General features: G+C 71.2%; 19 protein-coding genes. 9 read left to right on the plus strand and 10 right to left on the minus strand.

The window, feature by feature from the left end:
- Nucleotides 1–149 precede the first annotated feature (149 nt).
- Nucleotides 150–1,694 (plus strand): class I adenylate-forming enzyme family protein, encoded by a 1,545-nt coding sequence (locus OHA88_RS21730; protein WP_328626732.1) that lies wholly within the window; start codon nt 150–152, stop codon nt 1,692–1,694.
- A 167-nt stretch (nt 1,695–1,861) separates the two neighbouring features.
- Here the strand turns inward: OHA88_RS21730 and OHA88_RS21735 are convergent, their stop codons facing one another.
- Together OHA88_RS21735 and OHA88_RS21740 are read right to left on the minus strand one after the other, a co-directional pair.
- Nucleotides 1,862–2,383: an EF-hand domain-containing protein gene (locus OHA88_RS21735; protein ID WP_328626733.1), complete on the minus strand. Its 522-nt coding sequence runs from the start codon at nt 2,381–2,383 to the stop codon at nt 1,862–1,864.
- A 93-nt stretch (nt 2,384–2,476) separates the two neighbouring features.
- Entirely contained in the window at nt 2,477–2,851 is a 375-nt protein-coding gene (locus tag OHA88_RS21740; protein ID WP_328626734.1) for an STAS domain-containing protein, read from the minus strand.
- Nucleotides 2,852–3,128: 277 nt separating this feature from the next.
- Between OHA88_RS21740 and OHA88_RS21745 the strand changes: the two genes are divergently transcribed.
- A complete protein-coding gene (locus OHA88_RS21745) occupies nt 3,129–3,758 on the plus strand; it encodes an RNA polymerase sigma factor (protein WP_328626735.1) in 630 nt (209 codons plus the stop codon).
- Nucleotides 3,755–5,170, plus strand: coding sequence for a maleylpyruvate isomerase N-terminal domain-containing protein (locus tag OHA88_RS21750; RefSeq protein ID WP_328626736.1), 1,416 nt, complete (start codon nt 3,755–3,757; stop codon nt 5,168–5,170). The genes OHA88_RS21745 and OHA88_RS21750 overlap by 4 nt, the downstream gene beginning before the upstream one ends.
- Nucleotides 5,171–5,188: 18 nt before the next feature.
- Here OHA88_RS21750 and purU read toward each other — a convergent pair whose 3' ends face one another.
- A complete protein-coding gene (gene purU / locus OHA88_RS21755; protein WP_328626737.1) occupies nt 5,189–6,067 on the minus strand; it encodes a formyltetrahydrofolate deformylase in 879 nt (292 codons plus the stop codon).
- Between the two features lie 28 nt (nt 6,068–6,095).
- Nucleotides 6,096–6,542: an SCO4402 family protein gene (locus OHA88_RS21760; protein WP_267008006.1), complete on the minus strand. Its 447-nt coding sequence runs from the start codon at nt 6,540–6,542 to the stop codon at nt 6,096–6,098.
- Between the two features lie 174 nt (nt 6,543–6,716).
- On the opposite strand from OHA88_RS21760, the gene OHA88_RS21765 reads away from it, so the two are divergent.
- Nucleotides 6,717–7,997 carry an ABC transporter substrate-binding protein gene (locus tag OHA88_RS21765; protein ID WP_328626738.1) on the plus strand — a complete coding sequence of 427 codons (1,281 nt, stop codon included), beginning with the start codon at nt 6,717–6,719 and terminating at the stop codon, nt 7,995–7,997.
- A 95-nt stretch (nt 7,998–8,092) separates the two neighbouring features.
- Here the strand turns inward: OHA88_RS21765 and OHA88_RS21770 are convergent, their stop codons facing one another.
- Nucleotides 8,093–9,502 (minus strand): hypothetical protein, encoded by a 1,410-nt coding sequence (locus OHA88_RS21770; protein WP_328626739.1) that lies wholly within the window; start codon nt 9,500–9,502, stop codon nt 8,093–8,095.
- Between the two features lie 148 nt (nt 9,503–9,650).
- A complete protein-coding gene (locus OHA88_RS21775) occupies nt 9,651–11,033 on the minus strand; it encodes a transcriptional regulator (protein ID WP_328626740.1) in 1,383 nt (460 codons plus the stop codon).
- 339 nt (nt 11,034–11,372) lie between these two features.
- Here OHA88_RS21775 and OHA88_RS21780 point away from each other — a divergent pair, with 339 nt between their 5' ends.
- From OHA88_RS21780 to OHA88_RS21790, 3 genes are read left to right on the plus strand one after another with little or no spacing between them, the layout of a single operon-like run.
- Complete coding sequence (locus OHA88_RS21780; RefSeq protein ID WP_328629753.1) at nt 11,373–12,029, plus strand: bifunctional DNA primase/polymerase; 657 nt, start codon at nt 11,373–11,375, stop codon at nt 12,027–12,029.
- Nucleotides 12,030–12,069: 40 nt separating this feature from the next.
- Nucleotides 12,070–12,879, plus strand: a complete 810-nt coding sequence (locus OHA88_RS21785) for an ABC transporter ATP-binding protein (protein WP_328626741.1) — start codon at nt 12,070–12,072, stop codon at nt 12,877–12,879.
- Complete coding sequence (locus OHA88_RS21790) at nt 12,876–14,528, plus strand: transporter (RefSeq protein ID WP_328626742.1); 1,653 nt, start codon at nt 12,876–12,878, stop codon at nt 14,526–14,528. Before OHA88_RS21785 ends, OHA88_RS21790 begins: the two co-directional genes overlap by 4 nt.
- A 33-nt stretch (nt 14,529–14,561) precedes the next feature.
- On the opposite strand, the gene OHA88_RS21795 is transcribed toward OHA88_RS21790, so the two are convergent.
- Both OHA88_RS21795 and OHA88_RS21800 read right to left on the minus strand, forming a co-directional pair.
- Nucleotides 14,562–15,455, minus strand: coding sequence for an alpha/beta fold hydrolase (locus OHA88_RS21795; RefSeq protein WP_328629754.1), 894 nt, complete (start codon nt 15,453–15,455; stop codon nt 14,562–14,564).
- Between the two features lie 596 nt (nt 15,456–16,051).
- Nucleotides 16,052–16,744: a metal-dependent transcriptional regulator gene (locus OHA88_RS21800; protein ID WP_030926443.1), complete on the minus strand. Its 693-nt coding sequence runs from the start codon at nt 16,742–16,744 to the stop codon at nt 16,052–16,054.
- A 220-nt stretch (nt 16,745–16,964) separates the two neighbouring features.
- On the opposite strand from OHA88_RS21800, the gene OHA88_RS21805 reads away from it, so the two are divergent.
- The gene (locus OHA88_RS21805; RefSeq protein ID WP_326628284.1) at nt 16,965–17,720 is read left to right on the plus strand and encodes an SIS domain-containing protein; all 756 of its coding nucleotides are present in this window, start codon (nt 16,965–16,967) and stop codon (nt 17,718–17,720) included.
- Nucleotides 17,721–17,854: 134 nt separating this feature from the next.
- Here OHA88_RS21805 and OHA88_RS21810 read toward each other — a convergent pair whose 3' ends face one another.
- Both OHA88_RS21810 and pdxH read right to left on the minus strand, forming a co-directional pair.
- The gene (locus tag OHA88_RS21810; RefSeq protein ID WP_328626743.1) at nt 17,855–19,189 is read right to left on the minus strand and encodes a PAS domain-containing protein; all 1,335 of its coding nucleotides are present in this window, start codon (nt 19,187–19,189) and stop codon (nt 17,855–17,857) included.
- A 368-nt stretch (nt 19,190–19,557) separates the two neighbouring features.
- Complete coding sequence (gene pdxH, locus OHA88_RS21815) at nt 19,558–20,184, minus strand: pyridoxamine 5'-phosphate oxidase (protein WP_328629755.1); 627 nt, start codon at nt 20,182–20,184, stop codon at nt 19,558–19,560.
- 224 nt (nt 20,185–20,408) lie between these two features.
- Between pdxH and OHA88_RS21820 the strand changes: the two genes are divergently transcribed.
- Nucleotides 20,409–21,509 carry a citrate synthase 2 gene (locus OHA88_RS21820; protein WP_313938602.1) on the plus strand — a complete coding sequence of 367 codons (1,101 nt, stop codon included), beginning with the start codon at nt 20,409–20,411 and terminating at the stop codon, nt 21,507–21,509.
- The last annotated feature ends 70 nt before the right edge of the window (nt 21,510–21,579 follow it).

Genomic DNA, 21,579 nt, shown 5'->3' on the forward strand with positions numbered 1-21,579 from the left:
GTCCGGTACGCATCGATACATATCTGATGACCCGTCAGATTCAGTTCGGCCCCCAGGCTAGCTCCGCACCCCTGGACCGACAAGGCGCAGCGCTCTACGCTCTCCGCACGATCTGACTACCCGTCAGCTACGAGGGAGCGGGGAACGCAGTGAACGAGACCGCACACGCCCTGGGCGCATCGGCCACCTTCTGGGAGCTCATCGAGCGCCGCGCCGCGCTGACCCCGGACCGTCCCGTCCTCCTCCAGGACGACCGCTCCCTCACCTTCGGCGAACTGCGCGAGCGCTGCGAGCGGGTCGCGGCCGGGCTGTACGGGCTGGGGGTGCGCCCCGGCAGTGTGGTCGCCTGGCAGCTGCCGACCCGCCTCGAAACGGCGCTGCTCTCCTTCGCCCTCACCCGGATCGGGGCCGTCCAGACACCCGTCATCCCGTTCTACCGGGACCGCGAGGTGGGGTTCGCGCTGCGCGAGTCGAAGGCCGGCTTCTTCGCCGTACCCGGCACCTGGCGCGGCTTCGACCACACGGCGATGGCGCACCGGCTGGCCGCGGAGCTGGACCGTCCGCCGCTGATATTCGAGGCGTACGACCAGCTGCCGGACGCCGACCCGGCGGTACTGCCCGCACCGCCCACCGACGGCACGGCGGTGCGCTGGATCTACTGGACGTCGGGGACGACCTCCGATCCGAAGGGCGTCCTGCACACCGACCGCAGCCTGATCGCGGGCGGCTCGTGTCTGGCCCACGCGCTGCACCTGTCGGCCGACGACATCGGCTCGATGGCGTTCCCGTTCGCCCATATCGCCGGGCCGGACTACACCGTCATGCTGCTGCTCTACGGCTTTCCGGCGGTCCTTTTCGAGCAGTTCGCCATGCCCGGCGCGCTGGACGCCTACCGGCGCCACGGAGTGACGGTCGCGGGCGGCTCGACCGCCTTCTACTCGATGTTCCTGACCGAACAGCGCAAGGACCCCACGGCCAGGGTGGTCCCCACCCTGCGGCTCCTGGCGGGCGGCGGGGCTCCGAAACCGCCGGAGATCTACCACGCGGTCGTACGGGAGATGGGCGTCCAGCTCACCCACGGCTACGGCATGACCGAGGTCCCCATGATCACCATGGGCGCCCCCGACGACACGGTGGAGCACCTCGCCGAGACGGAGGGCCGGCCGCCCGAGGGCATGGAGATTCGGATCACCGACGAGGACGGCAAGCCGCTGCCGTACGGCACGGACGGCGAGGTACGGCTGCGCGGGGAGGCCGTCTGCCGGGGCTACCTGGACGCCGACGCGACACGGGACGCCTTCGACGGGGACGGCTTCCTCGTCACCGGTGATGTCGGCCGTCTCCGGAGGAGTGGCCATCTGGTCCTCACCGGCCGGCTCAAGGACATCATCATCCGCAAGGGCGAGAACATCTCCGCCAAGGAGATCGAGGACCTCCTCCACCGCCACCCCGGCGTGGCCGATGCGGCCGTGATCGGCCTGCCGGACACGGAGCGCGGAGAACGCGTCTGCGCGGTCGTCGAGCAGCCGGCCGGGGCCGGGACGCTGACGCTGGCGGAGCTCGCCGGGTATCTGCGCACGGAGGGGCTCGCGGTGCACAAGCTGCCCGAGCAGCTGGAGGTGGTGGACGCGCTGCCGCGCAATGAGACGCTGCGCAAGGTGCTCAAGTACAAGCTGCGCGAGCAGTTCTCCTGATACGCGCACAACAGGACACACTCCGCGCACCGGCGGGAGACACCCCCGCGGACGCGCGGGACACCCCACCCCGGCGCGCCGGGGTGGGGCCGGGTGGGGCCCCGGCGAGGAGGCCACGCACCCGGCCCGGTCAGTGGGGCGCTGCGGACCGGCCCGGAGGAAGGGCCCTACGCGTCCGGTTCGATCACCGTGAAGTAGACGGCGAACGCGGCCACCGCGTCCTCCTCGGCGATCCGGCCATCATGGTCCGCATCCAGGCTCCGTGCCGCCAGGCTCGCCGATTCGGCACTCGCACCGAGCACCTTCAGCGCACGCTCCACGGCCGGTACCGAGGCCGCGCCGTTGTCGTCGTTGTCGGCCACGGCGATCGCCGCGCGCAGGAACGGGCGGGCGATCTCCGCGAAGCGCTCGGGGTTGTCGCGCAGCCGTTTCACGGCCCCGCCCACGAACTCCTCACGGGTGACGCGCTGGTCCCCGTCCACGTCGGCGATGCCCGCCATGCCCTGCCAGAAGGCCTCGGCCCCGGTGTAGAGCGCCTGGCCCTTGTCACAGCGGGCCGTCGTGCCGAATTCGGCGAGCAGACGGGCCGCGGCGGCATTGAAATCGGCGCGATCGATGTATCCGTTGCCGTCCTGGTCGAAGGCGGCGAACCGGAAAGCGATCTTGCGCTCGTACTCTGCGCTGTCCATGCGGGGAGCGTACGACGCCGAAGGGCGTCACGTGTCACTTACGCGCGCCACCGGTGTTACAACCTGGTCTTAACACGGGGTGGCGGACACGTTTCAGGCCGAGAGCGGCTGGGCCTCTTCGTCGACGGCCGCGTCCCGGTCGGGGTAGACCTCGAACAGCCGTCGTACGCCGAGGGCGGCCAGCACCCGGTTGACGTGGGAGCCCTCCTCGGCGCCGCGGGCGGGCAGGATCAGTCGCAGCCGGCCGCCGCAGGAGCGCATCAGGCGGCGGGCGGCGACCAGTACGCCGACGCCGCTGGAATCGCAGAACAGCACCTCGGAGAGGTCGAGCACCACATCGTGCCGCCCGCAGGCGACGGCGTCGTGGATGCTCTGGCGGACGACCGGCGACGTCACCAGATCCAGTTCGCCGTATATGCGCAGTACGGTCCATGGGCCCTGCTCGGTCTCGGCCACTTGCAGAGTCACGCAACTCGGCCTCTCGTTCCAGGGATCCCAGAGATCCGGAAGTATCCGTTCCTCCTCGCGGCTGCCCCACCGCGCGCCCATGAAACACCGACCCGTCGAGGAAGGCACAGCTGATTTCAGGCAGAAATGATCACTTCAGGTCCGATTCCAACACCCTGGACGCCGCATTCCCTACCATCCAGGGCGTTCGCCGGGGCGTACTTGCCGCAAAGAGACGTGCATGGTCAGTACGGCCGACTACATTCGACGGGACGAGGGGTACAGGGCTGGGGGTCCTATGGCGAAAGACACACCACCCCGCTGGGACCGCAAGATGCAGCAACGGCTGGCACGCGGCGAGGCGGCAGCCCTCGGCGAGCTCTACGACCGTTTCGCGTCGCTCGTACACAGCCAGGCCCACCGGATGCTCGACGACGAGCCGGCCGCCGACCTGGTGACCCGCGAAGTCTTCGGTTACGTGTGGGAGAACCCCGACGCGTACGACCCCAAGCAGGGCTCGATGCGGTCCTGGGTGGCCCGGCTCACCCACCGCCAGTCCGTGCGGCGGCTGCGCGGGACAGCACCGTCCGCGTTCGCGCAGGGGTACGAGGACGGGACCGACGACGACGGCAGCGAGACCGGCGGAGCGGAAGACACCGCTGCCCGGGAGGAACTGGAGGAGCGGGTGAGGCGCGCCACGGCCTCGGCCCGCGCCGACTACATCGTCGCCTCCATGCCCGCACCGCTGCGGGCCGCGCTGGAGCTCGCCTACATCCAGCGCAGGGACTACCGGCAGACCGCGGCCGACCTCGGGGTGACCGAGGACGAGGCCCGCCGTCGCCTGCGGCTCGGGCTGCAGCTGCTCTCCACCGCCAACACCCGCCCGCTCGAAGGGTCCTCGCCACCCGGATACGGACGGGCCCTGTGAGCACGAACGACGACGCGGACGGGCGCGAGGACGAGGTGCGGGGCCCACGGCGCATACCGGGACCGCGGGCCGCCGCGGACGACTTCGACCTCGACGCCGTACCGCTGCCCGCCCCGCGCACGGACCCCGCTCAGCAGGGGGCACCGGAGCCCGAAGCGGAGCCGGAGTCCACGGCTGAACCGGCGGGACCGGCGGGACCGACGGAGCTCACGGGACGTACGGCACCCACGGAACCCCCGGCAGCGCCGGCCCTGGCGACCCCGCCTGCCCTGGTGCTCCCCCACCGCGTCCTCAAGTCCCTCCTCGGCGCGTGGGCCCTCGCCGCCTGTTCCGCCGAGGAGACCGAAGCCGTCGAGGCGCACCTCACCGAGTGCGCCGCCTGTGCGGACGAGGCGCTGCGGCTGCGCGACGCGGTCGGCCTGCTGCACACCGACGGCAGCCTGGACCTCGATCCGATGCTGCGCTCCCGGGTGCTCGACGCCTGTCTGAGCCGCCGCCCGGCCAAGATCCCGGTGCCGGACTGGGCCGCTCCGTACGACGCGGAGACCGCCCGGCTCGATGCGCTGCTCCGGGACATCGGCGGCTCGGAGTGGCACGCGCCGGTGCGTCTGAAGTGGTTCGAGCGTGAGCGGGCGGTCAACCGGAAGACGACGGTCGCCGGCGTGATCGGCCATCTCATGACCGTCGACGGACTGGTCGGCACGGCCCTCGGCCTGGACGATCCGCTCGGCAACGCCACCGCCGAGCGGGGCGGGAGCGACTCCGCCCGGGGCGGCGGCGTCCCGCTCTCCCCCGGCGCGCGCACCGAGGCGTACTGGTCGGCCGCCCGGCGCCCGCCCACCCGGGCCGTCCGCGGGCCCTGGCGCGAGCAGAGCCACGCCCTCATCCGCACGGTGTCCTTCGCCGGCCGCGGGGCCGCCGAGCTCTCCGTCTCGTACGGGGACTTCGCCCTTCCGCTGCAGGACTCCATGCTGGACCGGGCCTTCGAGTGCTGGGTGCACGGCGGTGACATCGCGAACGCGGTGGACTATCCGTACGAGGCCCCGTCAGCCGCCCATCTCCACCGGATGATCGACCTGGCCGCGCGGCTCCTCCCGGCTGCCCTCGCCGGACGTCGCCAGGCCGGACTCGCGGGGCCCGCCCGGCATCTGGTGACGGCCGGTTCGCCGGGCCGTTCGCTCCATCTGGAGATCGAGGGCTCGGGCGGCGGCAACTGGTACATCGCGCTGGACTCCCCGGCCGCGCTCGGCTCACCCGCCCACACGGTCGCGCAGGTGGCGCTGGACGGCGCCGAGTTCTGCCAGCTGGTCGCGGGCCATGTGTCGCCCGTCGAGGCGGCCGCCGGGCAGAGGGGCGACCGCGAGGCGATCCGCGACGTCCTGTTCGCCGCGGCGTCCCTCAGCCGCCTCTGAGCCGTACCGTCCGGCGCGCTACGCGAAGATCACCGTGCGGCGGCCGTTGAGCAGAATGCGGCGCTCCGCGTGCCACTTCACCGCGCGGGCCAGCGCCTGGCACTCCACATCGCGCCCGATCGCGACCAACTCGTCCGGCGTGACACCGTGCCCGACCCGCTCGACCTCCTGCTCGATGATCGGCCCCTCGTCGAGGTCGGCGGTCACATAGTGCGCCGTCGCACCGATCAGCTTCACCCCGCGGGCGTGCGCCTGGTGGTACGGCTTCGCGCCCTTGAAGCTGGGCAGGAAGGAGTGGTGGATGTTGATGATCCGGCCGCTGAGCTGCTTGCACAGGTCGTCCGAGAGGACCTGCATGTAGCGGGCGAGGACGACCAGCTCGACGTTCTCCGTGCGCACCAGCTCCAGCAGCTGCGCCTCCGCCTCCGGCTTGTTCTCCCTGGTGACCGGGATGTGCCGGAACGGGATGTCGTACGAGGCGACGAGCTCGGCGAAGTCCGTGTGGTTGGAGACGACGGCCGCGATCTCGACCGGCAGCGCCCCGATGCTGGCGCGGAAGAGAAGATCGTTGAGGCAGTGGCCGAACTTGCTGACCATCAGTACGACCCGCATGCGCTCCGACGACCGGTGGATCTGCCACTCCATCCGGAACGAGTCCCCGACGGCGGCGAAGCTGGCGCGCAGTTTCTCCACGGTCACCGGGGCGTCCGCCGAGAAGTGGACGCGCATGAAGAAGAGACCCGTGTCGTGGTCACCGAACTGCTGACTGTCCTCGATGTTGCAGCCGGTCATGAAGAGATAACTCGACACGGCGTGCACAATGCCCTGTCTGTCCGGGCACGAGAGGGTGAGGACGTACTGCTCGGCGACGGTCTCAGCAGGCTGCGGCGCGGTCATGTCCGTAGCGTGCCACACCGACCGCGGTTCAGGCGGTCCTGGTCATGATGCGGAGCACATCCAGGGAACGCGGCGGAACGTCCGGGTCCTCGCCGTCGTTCGAGGCGAGCAGCACATGGGCCTCGCGGGCGGCCCGTACGGCCTCCGGCCAGCCGTGGTGCTCCAGATAGGCGGAGACCGGGGCATCGGCGCCGACCTGGTGCATGATGCGCAGCACCCGCAGCACGGCGACGTCGACGAGGGCGGCCTCGCCGGAGTCACGGAAGACCGTCCCGACGTACTTCTCGGCGGACCAGTTGTCCAGCCAGGTGTCCTCGACCAGGCGGTACACGGCGTCGGTGACGTCGCCGTACCCTTCCCGGCCGGCCAGCCAGCACTCGTGGTGGAAGACGGGGTCGGAGAGCATGTGCAGCGCCGAGCGCACATTGCTGCGCCAGCGCCACCAAGGAACGTCATTGAGCGGCATGCCGCCCATGGTGGAGGAGCGACGGCCGCGACGGGAAGTGTTCTCCGAACCTTGCTGCACGGTTGTCGATCGTACGTTCCCTGTCGCCGGGCATGCATCGGCCCCCGCAATTCACCTGGATGTCACCGAGCGTTGAGCGAAGCACACATCTGCGTTACCCCAAGCGCGGAAATGTTCATGCCCATGACCGGATGGCGACGCCTCACCTCCCCCCGTCCCTACAAACTCCTCACATGTATGGCGGCGGTCGGGGCGTTGCTGATGACCGGCTGCGGTGTACTCCCTGGGGCCACGGGGGGCTCCAGGGAGCCCGTCACCGTCATGACCTGGGCCCCCAACGGCTCCACCGGCCCCGACGCGGCGAACATGGCCGGCATGACCGCCATGGCGCGGACGTACGCACGCTGGGTGAACAACAACGGCGGGATCGACGGTCACAAACTGCTCGTCGTCACATGCAACGAGGGCGACACCTCGGTCGGAGCGGGGAACTGCGCCCGGCGGGCGGTCAAGGAGAAGGCGGTCGCGGTCGTCGGCTCGTACAGCCGGCACGGACAGGCCTTCATGGCGCCGCTGGAGGTCGCCGGGATCCCGTACATCGGCGGCTACGGCGCCTCCGAGGAGGAGTTCAGCAGCTACGACTCGTACCCCGTCAACGGCGGCCAGCCGGCGCTCCTCGCGGGCAACGCCAAGCAGCTCGCCCGCGGTTGCGAGCGGGTCTCCGTGGTGCGGCCCGACACACTGGGCGGCGAGAACCAGGCGTGGCTGCTCAACACCGGCCTCAAGGAAGCGCATCGGCCGGCTCCGACGGACGTCCGGGCCGCGGAGTCGGCGACTTCGTACGACGAGGCGGCCGGTCAGGCGCTGCAGGGGGCCGGAACGGCCGACGGGTGTGTGACGGCGGTGCTCGGGGACCGCACGGAGACGTTCTTCGACTCCTTCCGCCGGCTCGAACCGTCGTACGGGGACGTACGGATCTCCTCCGTGCTCGGCAGCGTCGACCAGCCGCTGATCGACCGCACCGGCGGCCGGGAGAGCCCGTTCGAGGGGGCTTACGTCGCCGGCTGGTACCCGGACGCGGGGGACGCCCGCTGGGACGAGATGCGCGAGGTGATCCGGAAGCACGCCTTCGGCGACAACCGGATCGACCCGGACGACACGGGTGTCCAGACGACGTGGATCGCGTACACGGCGCTGAAGGAGATCGTCACGGCGATCGACGACCCGCAGATCAGCGCTGGCAAGCTGACGGTTGCCCTGAACCAGGGCGTCCGGGCGGACACCGGCGGACTCACACCGGTCCTGAGGTGGCGGTTCGAGGACATGCTGGGGTCGTCGGCGTACCCGCGGATCGTGAACCGGAAGGTGACGTTCCAAGTGGTACGGAAGGGACGGCTGGTGGCGGAGAAAAAGGGGTTTGTGGACGTGACGAAGACATTGGCGGACGCCAGCGCGAAGGGGTGAGGGGCGGGGGGAACAGCCCCGCCTCCCTGCCCGATACCTGGGGGCTCCGCCCCCGGGTCCCCGCTCCTCGAACGCCGGAGACGCCGATTTTCGGATCAGAGATCGGTCGACGATCGCCGGGTCAGCCCGTACTTCGTCGCGATCGAGTTCCACAGCCCTGACGCCCGCTGCTTCGCCCTGCTCGCCTCACCGCTCGCCACGGTGGCCTGAGCCTTCTCGGACGTCGCACGGGCCTTCCCGTGCCTGCACACCTTCTTGCCGTCCTTGGCCTGGCGGGCCCACGCCGCGTAGTGGTCGTCGGCGGAGGCCGATGCCTGCCAGGCCTTCGTGAGCGCCTCGGTCAGCTGCGCGTGATCGGGGAGCTTGTCCACGGACAGCCCCTGCAGCCGTGTCACCAGCTCGCGGCGCTGCTGAGCGGCGCCCTGCAGATCCGTGACCGCCTGGTCCAGGTCCGTGCAGGACTGGGTCTTTGCGACGGCCGCGATCACTGTGGAACGGCTGTTGTTGCTGTCCGCCAGCAGCTTGTCGAGCTCCTCGGCCTGCGGCTTCGCCGGGTCGGCCGCCGCCTGCGTGGAGGGCTTCGCGGCGGGTGAACTCGCCGCGGCCACCGGCTGCTTGTCGTCCTTGCCCTTGTCGTCGCCGCTCATCAGCGCACCCGCGCCGAGCCCGATGATCGCGCAGCCGACGACGACCGCGGCGATCAGCGGGACGTGCGACGGCTTCTTGCGCTGCCCGGCCCGCCCCTGCGGCGGCTCGCTGTGCTGCGGCGGCTGCGGCTGCTGGAACGGGGGCTGCTGTGCGCCCCCGTACGGCGCCGCCTGTCCCGGGTCGAACCGGGGCATCTGCTGCGTGGCGCCCGCGGGTTCCTCGCTGCGGAACAGGTTGTCGAACTCGGCGGGCGGCTGCCGCTCGCCGGGCGTCCCGGGCCTGATGCTGTACGGAGCGCCCCCGGGCACCGGCGGGATGTACTGGGTCGCATCGGCGTCGGAAGCCGGTGCGGGCTGGGTGTGGGCCAGGAACTGGGTGGCCTCCGCGGGGCTCTCGGGCGGGAGACCGCCCGGCGCGGGACCGGCCGGCACCGGGGCGATGTACTGCGTGGCAGCGGCGTCCGCACCCGTGCCCGGCACGACCTCCGGGGGCAACGGCTGTGCATACGGCTGGGGCAGGGGCTGCCCCTGGGGCTGCTGTCCGTACGACGGCTCCTGGCCGTACTGGCCCTGCTGCTGGTCGTACTGACCCCCCTGACCGTACTGGCCCTGCTGCTGGTCGTACTGGCCGCCCTGGCCGTACTGGCCCTGCTGCTGGTCGTACTGGCCGTGGTCGTACTGTCCCTGTGACGCCTGAGGCCCCCAGGGCTGGCCCCACGGCTGCCCACCCGCGGGAGCGGCCTGGTCGGCCGCTCCGCCCGGTATCCAGGGCTCTCCGCCACCTGCGGGCAGCACGACACCTTCGTGCGTGGGCCGTACAGCAGGGAGCTGCTCGTCACCCTGTCCGCTCTGCGTCACCGGGACTCCTACGTGTAAACCTACGGAATCGTCGGCTCACGCTATCGGGTGGTTGCCACCCTTTGCCAAGCGCCCGTTCTCGCTCACCGCCCCTTCACCGGGGCAGTAACACACAGCGCCCTCACGGCGCAGTTAACGGGCGCCCCGGTCAGGCCGCCTGGAGTTCCAGTCGCGCCCCGAACTCCCGTACCGCCGGCTCGTCCCCGTACGGCACGAGCCTCTGCCGCAGATCGTCCAGATACTCCGTGCCCCGGCTGGACCGCACCGTCCCCAGCAGCTCCATCGCCCGCATCCCCGTGTGGCACGCCTGCTCCACCTCGCGCAGCTGCACCTGCGCCGTGGCGAGCAGCACCAGGCCGATGCCGCGGCGGCGGGCCCGGGACTCCGGGTGGCCCTCCAGGGACTCCGTCGCCCGCCGGACGGCCGCCTCGGCCTGACCGAGGTCGCGGTGGCAGTGCGCCAGCTCGTCGGCCAGATAGGCGTGGTCGAAGTGGGCGATCCACGCCGGGTCGTCGCCCGTGTCCGGCTCGGCGTGCTCCAGGGCCGTCAGCGCCCGGCCCGTCACCTGCTGGCAGGTGCGGGCGTCGCCGAGCAGGGCGTGCCCGCGGGCCTCCGCCGCGTAGAACATCGCCTCGGCACGCGGGGTGACCCGCCCCCGTGCCCCCTCCTGCGCGGCCCGCGCCAGCTGCGCGATCTCCCTTGGGTTTCCGAGCTGGGCGGCGAGATGACTCATCGACGCAGCCAGCACATAGCCGCCGTACGCCCGGTCGCCCGCCGCCTGCGCCAGCCTCAGCGCCTGGATGTAGTACCGCTGGGCGAGCCCGGGCTGCCCCGTGTCGACCGCCATGTACCCGGCGAGTTCGGTGAGCCGGGCAACGGCCGCGAACAACTGCCGCCCGACCGTTTCGCGGTACGCCCCCGCGAGCAGCCCGGAGACCACGCTGTTCAGGTAATGCACCAGCACCGGCCGGACGTGCCCGCTGCCGAACCGGTGGTCGAGATCGACCAGTGCGGCCGTCATCGCCCGCACCGCCTCGACGTCCGACATCCCGACCCGGGCCCCGGCGGCCCGCGCCACCTGCGGGTCGGCCGCGGTGATCAGCCAGTCCCGGCTGGGCTCGACCAGCGCCGAGGACACGACCGCCGAACCGGACAGGAAGTCACGGCGGCCGACATCGCTGCGCCACAGCTCGCAGACCTGCTCGATCGCGCCGGTGACGGTCGGTGCGAACTGCAGGCCGACGCCGGACGCCAGATTCTTGCCGTTGGCCATCCCGATCTCGTCGATCGTGACCGTACGGCCGAGCTTGCGGCCGAGCGCCTCGGCGATGATTCCCGGTGCCCGGCCGCGGGGTTGCTGTCCGCGCAGCCAGCGGGCCACGGAGGTCTTGTCGTACCGGAGATCGAGGCCGCGCTCCGCTCCGACCATGTTGACGCGGCGGGCCAGGCCCGCGTTGGAACATCCGGCTTCCTGAATGAGTCCCTGGAGCCGTTCGTTCGGCTGGCGGGCGACGAGAGGCCTGGCTGCCATGTTTCCCCCTGAGGCCGCAGTGATCGATGGGGAGATCACTGCCCGGCAATTGCAGAAGAAATGCACACATTCACGGTGTTGGTCGTTTACGCGTTGTTGACGGTATTGGCTCGCTCATCGTGTCGTTGTTCGCGTTTGGTACATATTCGGCTTGGGCGAACTGTTCCGGATTTCCCCCGTGTGGCTACCCGCCCATCGACGCACCGCCTCATGCGCGCCCCCGTCCATGCACCGATGCGCCCCATATGCGTGATCGGTGTGCCGTGACCGCGTTCGCCACGCCCGTAACCCCAGGTGGTTGCGGCAGTTGAGGTGTTCGTGGAAGAGCCCATCAATGTCATGGAAGCCGCACAGATCCCCAAGCAGCGAGGAGACCAACTGCTCGACGCCGCAGTGCGGTACACGGAGGAGCGGCACTGGGACGTGTTCCCCGGCACCTGGCTGGAGGCGGTGGGAGGGGCGGAGCGCTGCTCGTGCGGGGAGGCCGGCTGTGCCTCCCCCGGCGCCCACCCCACCCGGACCGACTGGGCGGGCCGGTCGACCGGCAGCGGCGCCGCGGCCCGCCGGATGTGGTCCGAGTACCCCACGGCATCGGTCCTGTTGCCCACCGGGCGCACCTTCGACGCGATCGACGTACCGGAGTCCGCCGGTTTCCTGGCGCTGGCCCGGATGGAGCGGATGAACCTGCCGCTCGGCCCCGTCACCTGCACCCCCGACCGCCGGATGCTCTTCTTCGTACTGCCCGGGGCGGCGGCCAAGGTGGACGATCTCGTACGGAAGCTGGGCTGGAGCGCCGCCGCGATCGATCTGTCCGGCCGCGGCGACGGCGACTACGTGGCGGCGCCGCCGACCCGGATCGGCGGGCGCGGTGCGGTTCAGTGGGCGCGCCGCCCGACCCCCGCAAACCGGTGGTTGCCGGACGCGGGGGAGGTCATCTGCCCGCTCGCCTACGCCTGCGGGCGGGAAGCGGCCGACGCGCGCGCACGCCTTTCGTAGTCTGTCCACCACAGACGGGGACACCGAAAGGCAGTGCACCATGTCGGACCGGACAGCAGCGGAATCGAGCGGGGCGGTGGAGGCGCCGCCCGCCGTTCGCGTGCAGGGCCTCTGGAAGCGGTTCGGCGAGCAGACCGCCGTCGCCGGGATCGATCTGGAGCTGCCCGCCGGGAAGTTCATCGGTCTGGTCGGACCCAACGGCGCAGGCAAGACCACCACGCTGTCGATGGTGACCGGCCTGCTCCGACCCGACCACGGAACGATCGAGGTCGGCGGGCGCGACGTCTGGCGCGACCCGGTGGACGTCAAGGCCAGGATCGGCGTCCTGCCGGAGGGGCTGCGGCTCTTCGAGCGCCTCTCGGGGCGCGAACTCCTCGCGTACACCGGCCGGTTGCGCGGGCTGCCGGGCGCCGAGGTCGACAAGCGTGCCACCCAGCTCCTGGACGTACTGGATCTGGCGGACGCCCAGCACAAGCTGGTCGTCGACTACTCGACCGGCATGCGGAAGAAGATCGGGCTCGCGGCGGCGCTGCTGCACAACCCCGAAGTGCTCTTCCTGGACGAGCCGTTCGAGGGCGTCGACCCCGTCTCGGCACAGACCATCCGCAGGGTGCTGGAGCGGTACACCGGCTCGGGGGCGACCGTCGTCTTCTCCAGCCATGTGATGGAGCTCGTCGAGTCGCTGTGCGACTGGGTGGCCGTCATGGCGAACGGCACGATCCGGGCCCAGGGCACCCTCTCCGAGGTACGCGGCTCGGCGTCGTCGCTGCAGAACGCGTTCCTCGAACTCGTCGGCGCGGGCGGCCGGGACACCGGCGAGTCCCTCGACTGGCTGGGCGGCACCCGATGAGCGTGCTCGACACCCCCGTCATCCCCGCCCCCCGCCCCTCGGACGGCCGGGGCGGTGAAGGACTCGTCTCCGTCTTCGTTCGGCTCAAGCTGACACTGCTGCGCAACGGGCTGCGGCAGTCGTCGGGCCGGCGGGCCGCCTACATCTCGTCCGTCGTCGTCACCCTGCTGATCGCCGCCGGCCAGGTCATCGCGCTGATCGCGCTGCGCGGCCACGCCCACGCAGGATCGCTCGTGGTGCTGCTCACGGCGGTGCTGGCGCTCGGCTGGGCGGTGATGCCGCTGTTCTTCCCCAGCGGCGACGAGACCCTCGACCCAAGCCGGCTGGTGATGCTGCCGCTGCGGCCGCGCCCGCTGATCAGGGCGCTGCTGATGGCGTCCCTGGTCGGCATCGGGCCGCTGTTCACGCTCTGTCTGGCGGTCGGTTCGGCGTTCGCGGTGGCGCACGGGGCGGCGGCCGTGGTGTGCGCGGTGGTGGCCGCGCCGCTGACCCTGCTGGTGTGCGTGGCGCTGGCCCGGGCCGTCGCCACGGCCAACACCCGGCTGCTGACCTCCCGCAAGGGCCGCGATCTGGCGGTGCTCAGCGGGCTGGTGATCGCGGTCGGTATCCAGGTCGTCAACTTCGGTGCGCAACGGCTCGGCCGGTCCGGCGGGCTGTCCGCGCTCGACCCGGCCGCGGACGTGGTGCGCTGGCTGCCGCCGGCCTCGGCGATCGGTGCGGTGGACTCCGCGGCGCAGGGCTCGTACGGCCGGGCCGTGCTGCAACTGCTGCTCTCCGTCGCGGCATTGGGCACACTGCTGTGGCTGTGGCAGCGGAGCCTGGTGAAGCTGATGACCGCCCCGGACGGTTCGACACTCGCTGCCGCCGAACCGACCCGCAAGAAGTCCGCGGCGGCCGGCTCCCGGCTCTCCGCACTGCTGCCCGAGGGACGCACGGGGACGGTGATGCGACGCAGCCTGCGGTACGTCGCACGGGACCCGAAGACCAAGGCCGCCTGGGTGACGGCGCTCGCCATCGGTCTGATCGTGCCGCTGCTCAACGCCGTGCAGGGCACCGGCTCGGTCTACTTCGCGTGCTTCGCCGCCGGGATGCTCGGCATCCAGATGTACAACCAGTTCGGGCAGGACACCTCCGCGTTCTGGATAGTGGCGCTGACGATCTCCTCCACCCGGGACGCGTACCTCGAACTGCGGGCGCGGGCGCTGGCGCTGCTGGTGATCACCCTCCCGTACACAATCCTGGTGACCGTCGTGACGGCGGCGGTGCTCGGGGACTGGGAGGTGCTGCCGGGCGTCATGGGTCTCTCCTTCGCCCTGCTGGGCGCGATGCTGGCGACGGGCGCGGTGGCGTCGGCCAACTTCCCGTACTCGATCCCGCAGGACGGCGCGTTCAAGAACGTGGCACCGGGGCAGGCCGGGCTCGCCTGGATCTCGATCTTCGGCGGCATGGTCTCGGCGGCGGTGCTGTGCGCGCCGGTGATCGTGGCGACGATCTGGCTGCATCTCGCCGATGCGGAGGACTGGTTGTGGCTGCTGGTGCCGGTGGGTGGCGCGTACGGGACGCTGATCGCCTGGGCGGGGCTGCGGCTGGCGGCTCCCCGCACGGCGAACCGGCTTCCGGAGATCCTGGCGGCGGTCAGCAAGGGGTGACCTGAGCAGGTCCGGCCGGCGGTGCGGCTTTCGTTACGAGGAGACGGGCTCGCGGTCGTCCTGGGAGTCCTCGGCGAACTGCTCCAGGAACGGCTCGACCACCGCGCGCCAGCCCTCCGGCTGGTCGTAGTGGACGAGATGACCGGCGTCCGCCACCTCCGCGTACTGCCCGCGTGGCAGTACGCGGACCATCTCCTGGGCCTCCGCCCGGCCCAGTTCGCCGTCCAGGCCACGGACCACCAGCGTCGGGCACCGGACCTGTGCCAGCTCCTCCCAGTGCGCGTCGTGGACCCAGGTCGCGCGGGACTGGAGCATCTGGCGGCGGGAGAAGACCGGCCGCCAGCCGTCGGCCCGCTCGGCCATCACCTCGGCGAAGAACTCGCCGCGGGACGGGTTCGGCCGCTCCACCCAGGGGTCGTCCTCGCCGAACCACTTCCGCACGTCGGAGAGCGTCGCGAACGGCAGCGGCCAGGACTTGAACCAGTCCTCCCACTCCCGCTGCGAGGCGGCGCCGAGCGCGGAGGCCCGCATGTCGCAGATGATCAGGGCCCGGACGAGATCGGGGCGCTTCGCGGCGAGCTGCCAGGCGGTGAGGGCGCCCATCGAGTGGCCGACGACGGTGGCGGGGCCGAGGCCGAGCTGTTCGATCGCCTCCTCGGCGTCGGCGACGTACGCGTCGCGGGTGTACGGGCCTTCGGCCGGCTTCTCGCTGCGGCCGTGCCCCCGCTGGTCGAGGCCCACGGCCCGGTGCCGCTCGGCGAGCCAGCGGGTGGTGGGGGCCCAGTGGGAGGCCCGGCCCATCAGTCCGTGGAGCAGTAAGACCCCGGGGGCGCGCTCGCCCTCCGTGCGCCCCTTGGGCGGATCGGCGAACTCCCAGGCCGCGAGGCGTACGCCGTCGGATCCCGTCACATCGATGCGCCGCACCATATGTCCTGGCACCCCCTTCTGATCCTCGATCACCGCTCGATCACCGTGCGGTCACGTCACGCAGACTATCGAACCTTTATTCGAACAACGGGTTCCGGCTCGCAACACCCCTCGTTCGAGTGACAGCCCCCAAGGATTGACGTCGGCCCCGGCGGGGAGATCTTCTTCGGGAGGCGGACCACTCGGGGATGAGGGCCCGCGGGGACCGACCTTGAGAGCTCGGGGCTCCAGGTCGGAACAGGGGAGGACAGGCCCCGGCGCCGCGCGGCGCCGGGGCCCTCCCACGTCAGAGGGGCGTGCGAGGCGGTCTGCGCCGGAGCGCGGTCGACCGGGGCGAGCAGGCCTGCGGACGCCGGAGTGCGCGCGGGCGGGGCGGGCCGGCTGGACGCAGTCACGGGGGCGGCCGGGCTCGTGGCAGTCACATTCTGGTGCACATGCCAGTACGACGGGCGCATCTCCTGCTCCCTCCCCGACCGCGTGGCCAAGCGGCCGCCACTCTCAGGTATGCCTCAGCCACAGCCTGGCACGCGATCCGCCCGAGCGCTGCAATTCCGGACGGAAAAACGGAAAGCGGACGTTACGCTTCGGTATCTCGGTCAGCGCTTGGCGACGAAGACGTGCGAAGCGACCTCGGCGTCCAGCTCCGCCGCCTCGCCACTGCTGCCGACCAGCACCCCGCCGGGCGACTGGGTCACGCTGACCACGGAGCCGGGCTGCACGCCCGCCCGCCGCAACGTATACATCAGCTGGGCGTCCGTCTGGATCGGCTCACCGATCCTCCGCACCACCACGGTCTTGCCCTCGGCTCCCGGGTCGAGTTCCGACAGGCTGACCATGTCCGCGTTCAGGAACGGGTCGGCCTCGGCCTTCTCACCCAGCTCCTCCAGGCCCGGGATCGGATTCCCGTACGGAGACTCCGTCGGGTGCCGCAGCAACTCCAGCACCCGGCGCTCCACGGCCTCGCTCATCACGTGCTCCCAGCGGCAGGCCTCGGCGTGCACCTGCTCCCACTCCAGGCCGATCACGTCGACGAGCAGGCACTCGGCGAGCCGGTGCTTGCGCATCACCCGCGTCGCCAGCCGGCGGCCCTCCTCCGTCAGCTCCAGATGCCGGTCGCCCGCGACCTGCACCAGCCCGTCGCGCTCCATGCGCGCCACCGTCTGGCTGACCGTCGGACCGCTCTGGTCCAGCCGCTCCGCGATCCGGGCGCGCATGGGGACGACGCCTTCCTCTTCGAGTTCGAGGATGGTGCGGAGATACATCTCCGTTGTGTCGATCAGTCCGGACATTCGTGCCCCTCGATGCTGTGACATGAAAAACGCCGTCAACGCCATGCGCTGGCCCTCAGCCAATTCTGACGCATACCTCCGACAACCGTGCCGCGCCGACCGAACCCTGGACCGCGCGTGCGGGCCCGAGCGGTATTGACAGGTCACTGGTCCAGACCGCAACGTGATCCGCGGCACGGACACCCCACGGTCACCCACCCCCGCCGAAAGGGCCTCCTCGATGAGCGACAGCAAGCTGGCCGGTCAGTTCCTCGACGCAGCGATCGGCCTGCTGGAGCGCGTACGCGACGAGGAGTCCGGCAACATCGCGGCCGCCGGGGCCGCGATCGCCGACACCGTCGCGGCCGGCGGCCGGCTCTTCGCGTTCGGCGCCGGCCACTCGTCGCTCGCCGCCCAGGACGTCGTCTACCGGGCCGGCGGTCTGGCCCTGATGAACCTTCTCGCCGTGCCCGGCACGCTCGGCGTCGACGTGATGCCCGCGACGCTCGGCTCGGCGCTGGAGCGGGTCGACGGTCTGGCCGGCGCCGTGCTGGACTCCAGCCCGGCGAGCGCGGGCGACCTGCTCGTGATCATCTCGCTCTCCGGGCGCAACGCGCTGCCTGTCGAGATGGCGCGGGACGCCCGCGCGCTCGGACTGACGGTCGTCGGCGTCACCTCGGTGGCGTACGCGGACGCGACACGGTCGCGGCACAGCTCCGGCGGATTCCTGCGGGACCACTGCGACATCGTCGTCGACAGCAAGATCGCGATCGGTGACGCGGAGCTGACCGCGAAGGGCATCGAGGCACCGTTCGCCCCCGCCTCGACGGTGGTCACCAGTGCGCTGATGCAGGCGATGATGGCGGCGGCCGCGGAACGGCTGGTGGAGCGGGGGATCGAGCCGCCGCTGCTGCGGTCCGGAAACGTCGACGGCGGCCACGAGTGGAACGGACGCGTGATGACGGAGTACGCGGACCGGATCTTCTACCGGCAGTAGAGGAACCGGCGCCCGGCACACACCCGCGCTCGGCGCCGGAGCACCTCCGCCGGTGGGATCCGCGACGCCCGCCAGGCCGGGCAGAAACCGCCGGCAGACCGTCGCGGGCGATTTCGCCCCCGGCCGCACCGGCCTCAGCCGCCCAGCACCTGCGCCAGGTCCACCGCACCCGCCACCCGGACCGCAACGCTCTCCGCATACGCCGCGTCCGGGCGCTCGAAGGCCGTGCGATGGGCCGCCCGCAGGAACGTCACCACACCCAGCGTCCGGCCCCGGCTGCGCATCACGGCGCACAGAGCGTGCACCGAACCCTTCGGCCACTGGCGCTCATCCGCCCAAGCCCCCGCACCCGGACCGGCACTCGACCGGACCGAACCCGTCCGGTCCACCGCCTGCAGCGCCGGATGCCCCGGCGCGTACCGCAGGGGAAGGCCGCCACCGGCCACCGGCAGACACGGACCCGGAGCATCGGCCGGCGTCGCCGCCGCCCGCACCAGCCGCTCCCCCACCAGCACATCGATCAGCACATGGTCGGCGAAGCCCGCGAGCGCGAAATCCAGATACGACGTCGCCGCCTCCATCGGGTCCTCGCACTCGGCCGCCGACCGGCACGCCCGGTACAGCTGATTCGACCGGAACCGCACCCGGTCCGCCTCCTGCGCCGCCAGCTTCTCCGCCGTCACATCCTGGAACAGCCAGCCGACCCCCAACGGCACCGGCTCCTCCGCGAGCGGCGACGCCAGCTGCAGAAACCCGCTGCGCCAGCAGCGCCGCCGGTCCCCGTCCGCCGTCCGCAGCGTCACCCACAGCTCGGTGGGCGCGGGCGGCTGCCCCTCGGCCAGGACATGCTGCAGCGCGCCCTCCAACTCCTCCACCCCCTGCACGACCAACTCGGCGAGCGGACGCCCCAGAAGCGTCGTACGGCCACCGCCCAGCGCCCGCGCCGCACACGCGTTGACGACCGTCGGCCGCAGATCCACATCGACGAGGACCACACCCCACGACGCGTCCTCGAACAGCGCCTCACTCAGCGCGATCGACCGCTCCAGATCGATCTGCGCATGCACCTCGCTGAACGCGCAGTAAACCCCGGCCGGCTTCCCGTCCGCACCCCGCACCCCGGCCGACTGCATCCGCACGAGGACCCGCCCGCCGTCCTTGCGCAGCAACGCGAACTCATGCACCTGACGCCCCGGCGCATCCATGGCCGCCATCAGCCGCCCCTGCACCTCACCCACGTCCGCACTGCGCACCGCCCACCCCGCGAACCCGGGCCGCCCCACGGCCTCCTCGGCAGACCAGCCGAGAATCCGCTCCGCCTCACGGTTCCAGTGCGTGACCGTGCCGTCCGCGCCGAACGCACAGAGCGCCGCGTCCATCCCGTCGAGCAACGCCGCAAGCAGCTCCGACCCGGGGATCGGGTCGGGGCCGAGGGCATCAGTGGTTCCACTGGTCGTGGAAGCGCTCATCCCGGACCCCCTGCAGGACGTGTCCGCCATTGCCGCACGTCAGACCATTGAACTCGAACGTGACCCAGCACACATCGGCTTTCCGGAAAATCGGGACCTTCCGATCCTTCGGTAATTCGGTTGTGCGGTTCCGGCGGCGTTCCTAGGGTGTGCCGTACACGCTGAAAGGAGGTGATCCGGAAGTGCAGTCTTCTCGGACTCGTGAGGTGACTGCGGGCTGACGCCCGTTGTCGCGCTCTTGCAGTGCAGGCCGGTCGCCGGCCAATCCCAAGCAGTCACCGACCCGCAGGCTCGCCGGTAAGTCCGGCCGGCCCCTCCGCAAGGAGGGACCAGAGCCTGCGGGTTTCTGCGTGTGCGGGGCCGCCCGGTCACGGGGAGAGGCGCTCCACCCGCCAGTCGTCGCCCTCGCGTACGTATCGCAGCCGGTCGTGCAGCCGGTTCTCGTGGCCCTGCCAGAACTCGATGGTCTCCGGTACGACGCGGAAGCCGCCCCACTGCGGGGGTGCGGGGATGCGTACGCCCTCGGGGTAGCGGGCCGCCAGTTCCTCGTACCGGTCGATGAGCTCCTGGCGGGAGCCGATCACGGCCGACTGTTCGCTCGCCCAGGCGCCCAACTGGGAGCCGTGGGGGCGGGTGCGGAAGTAGGCGACCGTCTCCTCGCGGGCGATGCGGGCCGCGATGCCGGTGACGACGACCTGGCGGGCCAGCGGGTGCCAGGGGAAGAGCAGCGAGACGTACGGGTTGGCGTCCAGTTCGCGGCCCTTGCGGGAGTTGTAGTTGGTGAAGAAGACGAAGCCCCGGGCGTCGTACTTCTTCAGCAGCACCGTGCGGGAGGACGGGCGGCCGTCGGGAGTGGCGGTGGAGACCACCATGGCGTTCGGCTCGTAGACCATTCCACCTGCGGCGATCTGCCGGAACCAGTGGGCGAACTGCTGCATGGGGTCGGCGTCGAGCGTGTCCTCGGTGAAGGCCTCGGAGCGGTACTGCTCGCGCATCGCGGCCGGATCGGTGGTGGAATCGGAAGGGGAATCTGCGGTGGGCACGGGGTCATCCTGCCGCAGCGGCCCAGTTTGCCCGGCGAGGAGGGGTGTCAACCGCGCATCGGTAATGCCGGGGGCTGTGCGGGATGTCACGCTTCCCCGCGTCGTGGGAACCCGCCAATATCTTGGGGCAGGCCAGTGTGGCCTCCGTACAGCCGCCGATTCGAGGGAGCCGCATGATGTCCGACTTCGTACCCGGGCTCGAGGGAGTCATCGCGTTCGAGACGGAGATCGCCGAACCCGACAAGGAGGGCGGTTCGCTCCGCTACCGCGGGGTCGACATCGAGGATCTCGTCGGTCATGTGTCGTTCGGGAACGTGTGGGGTCTGCTGGTCGACGGGGCGTTCAACCCCGGTCTGCCGCCCGCCGAGCCGTTCCCGATCCCGGTGCACTCGGGTGACATCCGGGTCGATGTGCAGTCCGCGCTGGCGATGCTGGCGCCGGTGTGGGGTCTGAAGCCGCTGCTCGACATCGACGAGGAGACCGCGCGCAACGACCTGGCGCGGGCCGCCGTGATGGCGCTGTCGTACGTCGCCCAGTCGGCGCGCGGGCAGGGGCTGCCGATGGTTCCGCAGAGCGAGATCGACAAGGCGCAGTCCGTCGTCGAGCGGTTCATGATCCGTTGGCGCGGGGAGCCGGATCCGAAGCATGTGAAGGCCGTCGACGCGTACTGGACGTCGGCCGCCGAGCACGGCATGAACGCGTCCACGTTCACCGCGCGGGTCATCGCGTCGACGGGTGCCGATGTGGCGGCGGCGCTGTCGGGTGCGGTGGGTGCGATGTCGGGGCCGCTGCACGGCGGTGCGCCGTCCCGGGTCCTCGGGATGATCGAGGAGATCGAGCGGACCGGTGACGCGACCGCGTATGTGAAGAAGGCCCTGGACAAGGGTGAGCGGCTGATGGGCTTCGGGCACCGGGTGTACCGGGCGGAGGATCCGCGGGCGCGGGTGCTGCGGCGTACGGCGAAGGAGTTGGGCGCGCCGCGGTTCGAGGTGGCGGAGGCGCTGGAGAAGGCGGCGCTGGAGGAGCTGCACGCGCGGCGTCCGGACCGGGTGCTGGCGACGAACGTGGAGTTCTGGGCGGCGATCATGCTGGACTTCGCGGAGGTTCCGGCGCACATGTTCACGTCGATGTTCACGTGTGCGCGTACGGCGGGCTGGTCGGCGCACATTCTGGAGCAGAAGCGGACGGGCCGGCTGGTGCGGCCGTCGGCGCGGTATGTCGGGCCGGGGCCGCGTGATCCGCGGGCGATCGAGGGGTACGACGACATCACGGGGTGAGTCGGCCGGGTGTCGGACGGGCGCGGTGTCTCACGTCGGGGCGCCGCGCCCTCCGTGTCCGGTCAGGTCG

Origin of the sequence: Streptomyces sp. NBC_00353 (assembly GCF_036108815.1) — a bacterium.
Classification (GTDB): domain Bacteria; phylum Actinomycetota; class Actinomycetes; order Streptomycetales; family Streptomycetaceae; genus Streptomyces.

Bases quoted from the DNA above. Each gene is read 5' to 3' on its own strand.
- OHA88_RS21760 (WP_267008006.1), bottom strand. From the start codon at position 6,542: ATGGGCGGCATGCCGCTCAATGACGTTCCTTGGTGGCGCTGGCGCAGC.
- OHA88_RS21745 (WP_328626735.1), top strand. From the start codon at position 3,129: ATGGCGAAAGACACACCACCCCGCTGGGACCGCAAGATGCAGCAACGG.
- OHA88_RS21820 (WP_313938602.1), top strand. From the start codon at position 20,409: ATGTCCGACTTCGTACCCGGGCTCGAGGGAGTCATCGCGTTCGAGACG.
- OHA88_RS21775 (WP_328626740.1), bottom strand. From the start codon at position 11,033: ATGGCAGCCAGGCCTCTCGTCGCCCGCCAGCCGAACGAACGGCTCCAG.
- OHA88_RS21800 (WP_030926443.1), bottom strand. From the start codon at position 16,744: ATGTCCGGACTGATCGACACAACGGAGATGTATCTCCGCACCATCCTC.
- OHA88_RS21805 (WP_326628284.1), top strand. From the start codon at position 16,965: ATGAGCGACAGCAAGCTGGCCGGTCAGTTCCTCGACGCAGCGATCGGC.
- purU (WP_328626737.1), bottom strand. From the start codon at position 6,067: ATGACCGCGCCGCAGCCTGCTGAGACCGTCGCCGAGCAGTACGTCCTC.
- OHA88_RS21795 (WP_328629754.1), bottom strand. From the start codon at position 15,455: ATGGTGCGGCGCATCGATGTGACGGGATCCGACGGCGTACGCCTCGCG.
- pdxH (WP_328629755.1), bottom strand. From the start codon at position 20,184: ATGCGCGAGCAGTACCGCTCCGAGGCCTTCACCGAGGACACGCTCGAC.
- OHA88_RS21780 (WP_328629753.1), top strand. From the start codon at position 11,373: ATGGAAGCCGCACAGATCCCCAAGCAGCGAGGAGACCAACTGCTCGAC.
- OHA88_RS21790 (WP_328626742.1), top strand. From the start codon at position 12,876: ATGAGCGTGCTCGACACCCCCGTCATCCCCGCCCCCCGCCCCTCGGAC.
- OHA88_RS21765 (WP_328626738.1), top strand. From the start codon at position 6,717: ATGACCGGATGGCGACGCCTCACCTCCCCCCGTCCCTACAAACTCCTC.
- OHA88_RS21735 (WP_328626733.1), bottom strand. From the start codon at position 2,383: ATGGACAGCGCAGAGTACGAGCGCAAGATCGCTTTCCGGTTCGCCGCC.
- OHA88_RS21785 (WP_328626741.1), top strand. From the start codon at position 12,070: ATGTCGGACCGGACAGCAGCGGAATCGAGCGGGGCGGTGGAGGCGCCG.
- OHA88_RS21810 (WP_328626743.1), bottom strand. From the start codon at position 19,189: ATGAGCGCTTCCACGACCAGTGGAACCACTGATGCCCTCGGCCCCGAC.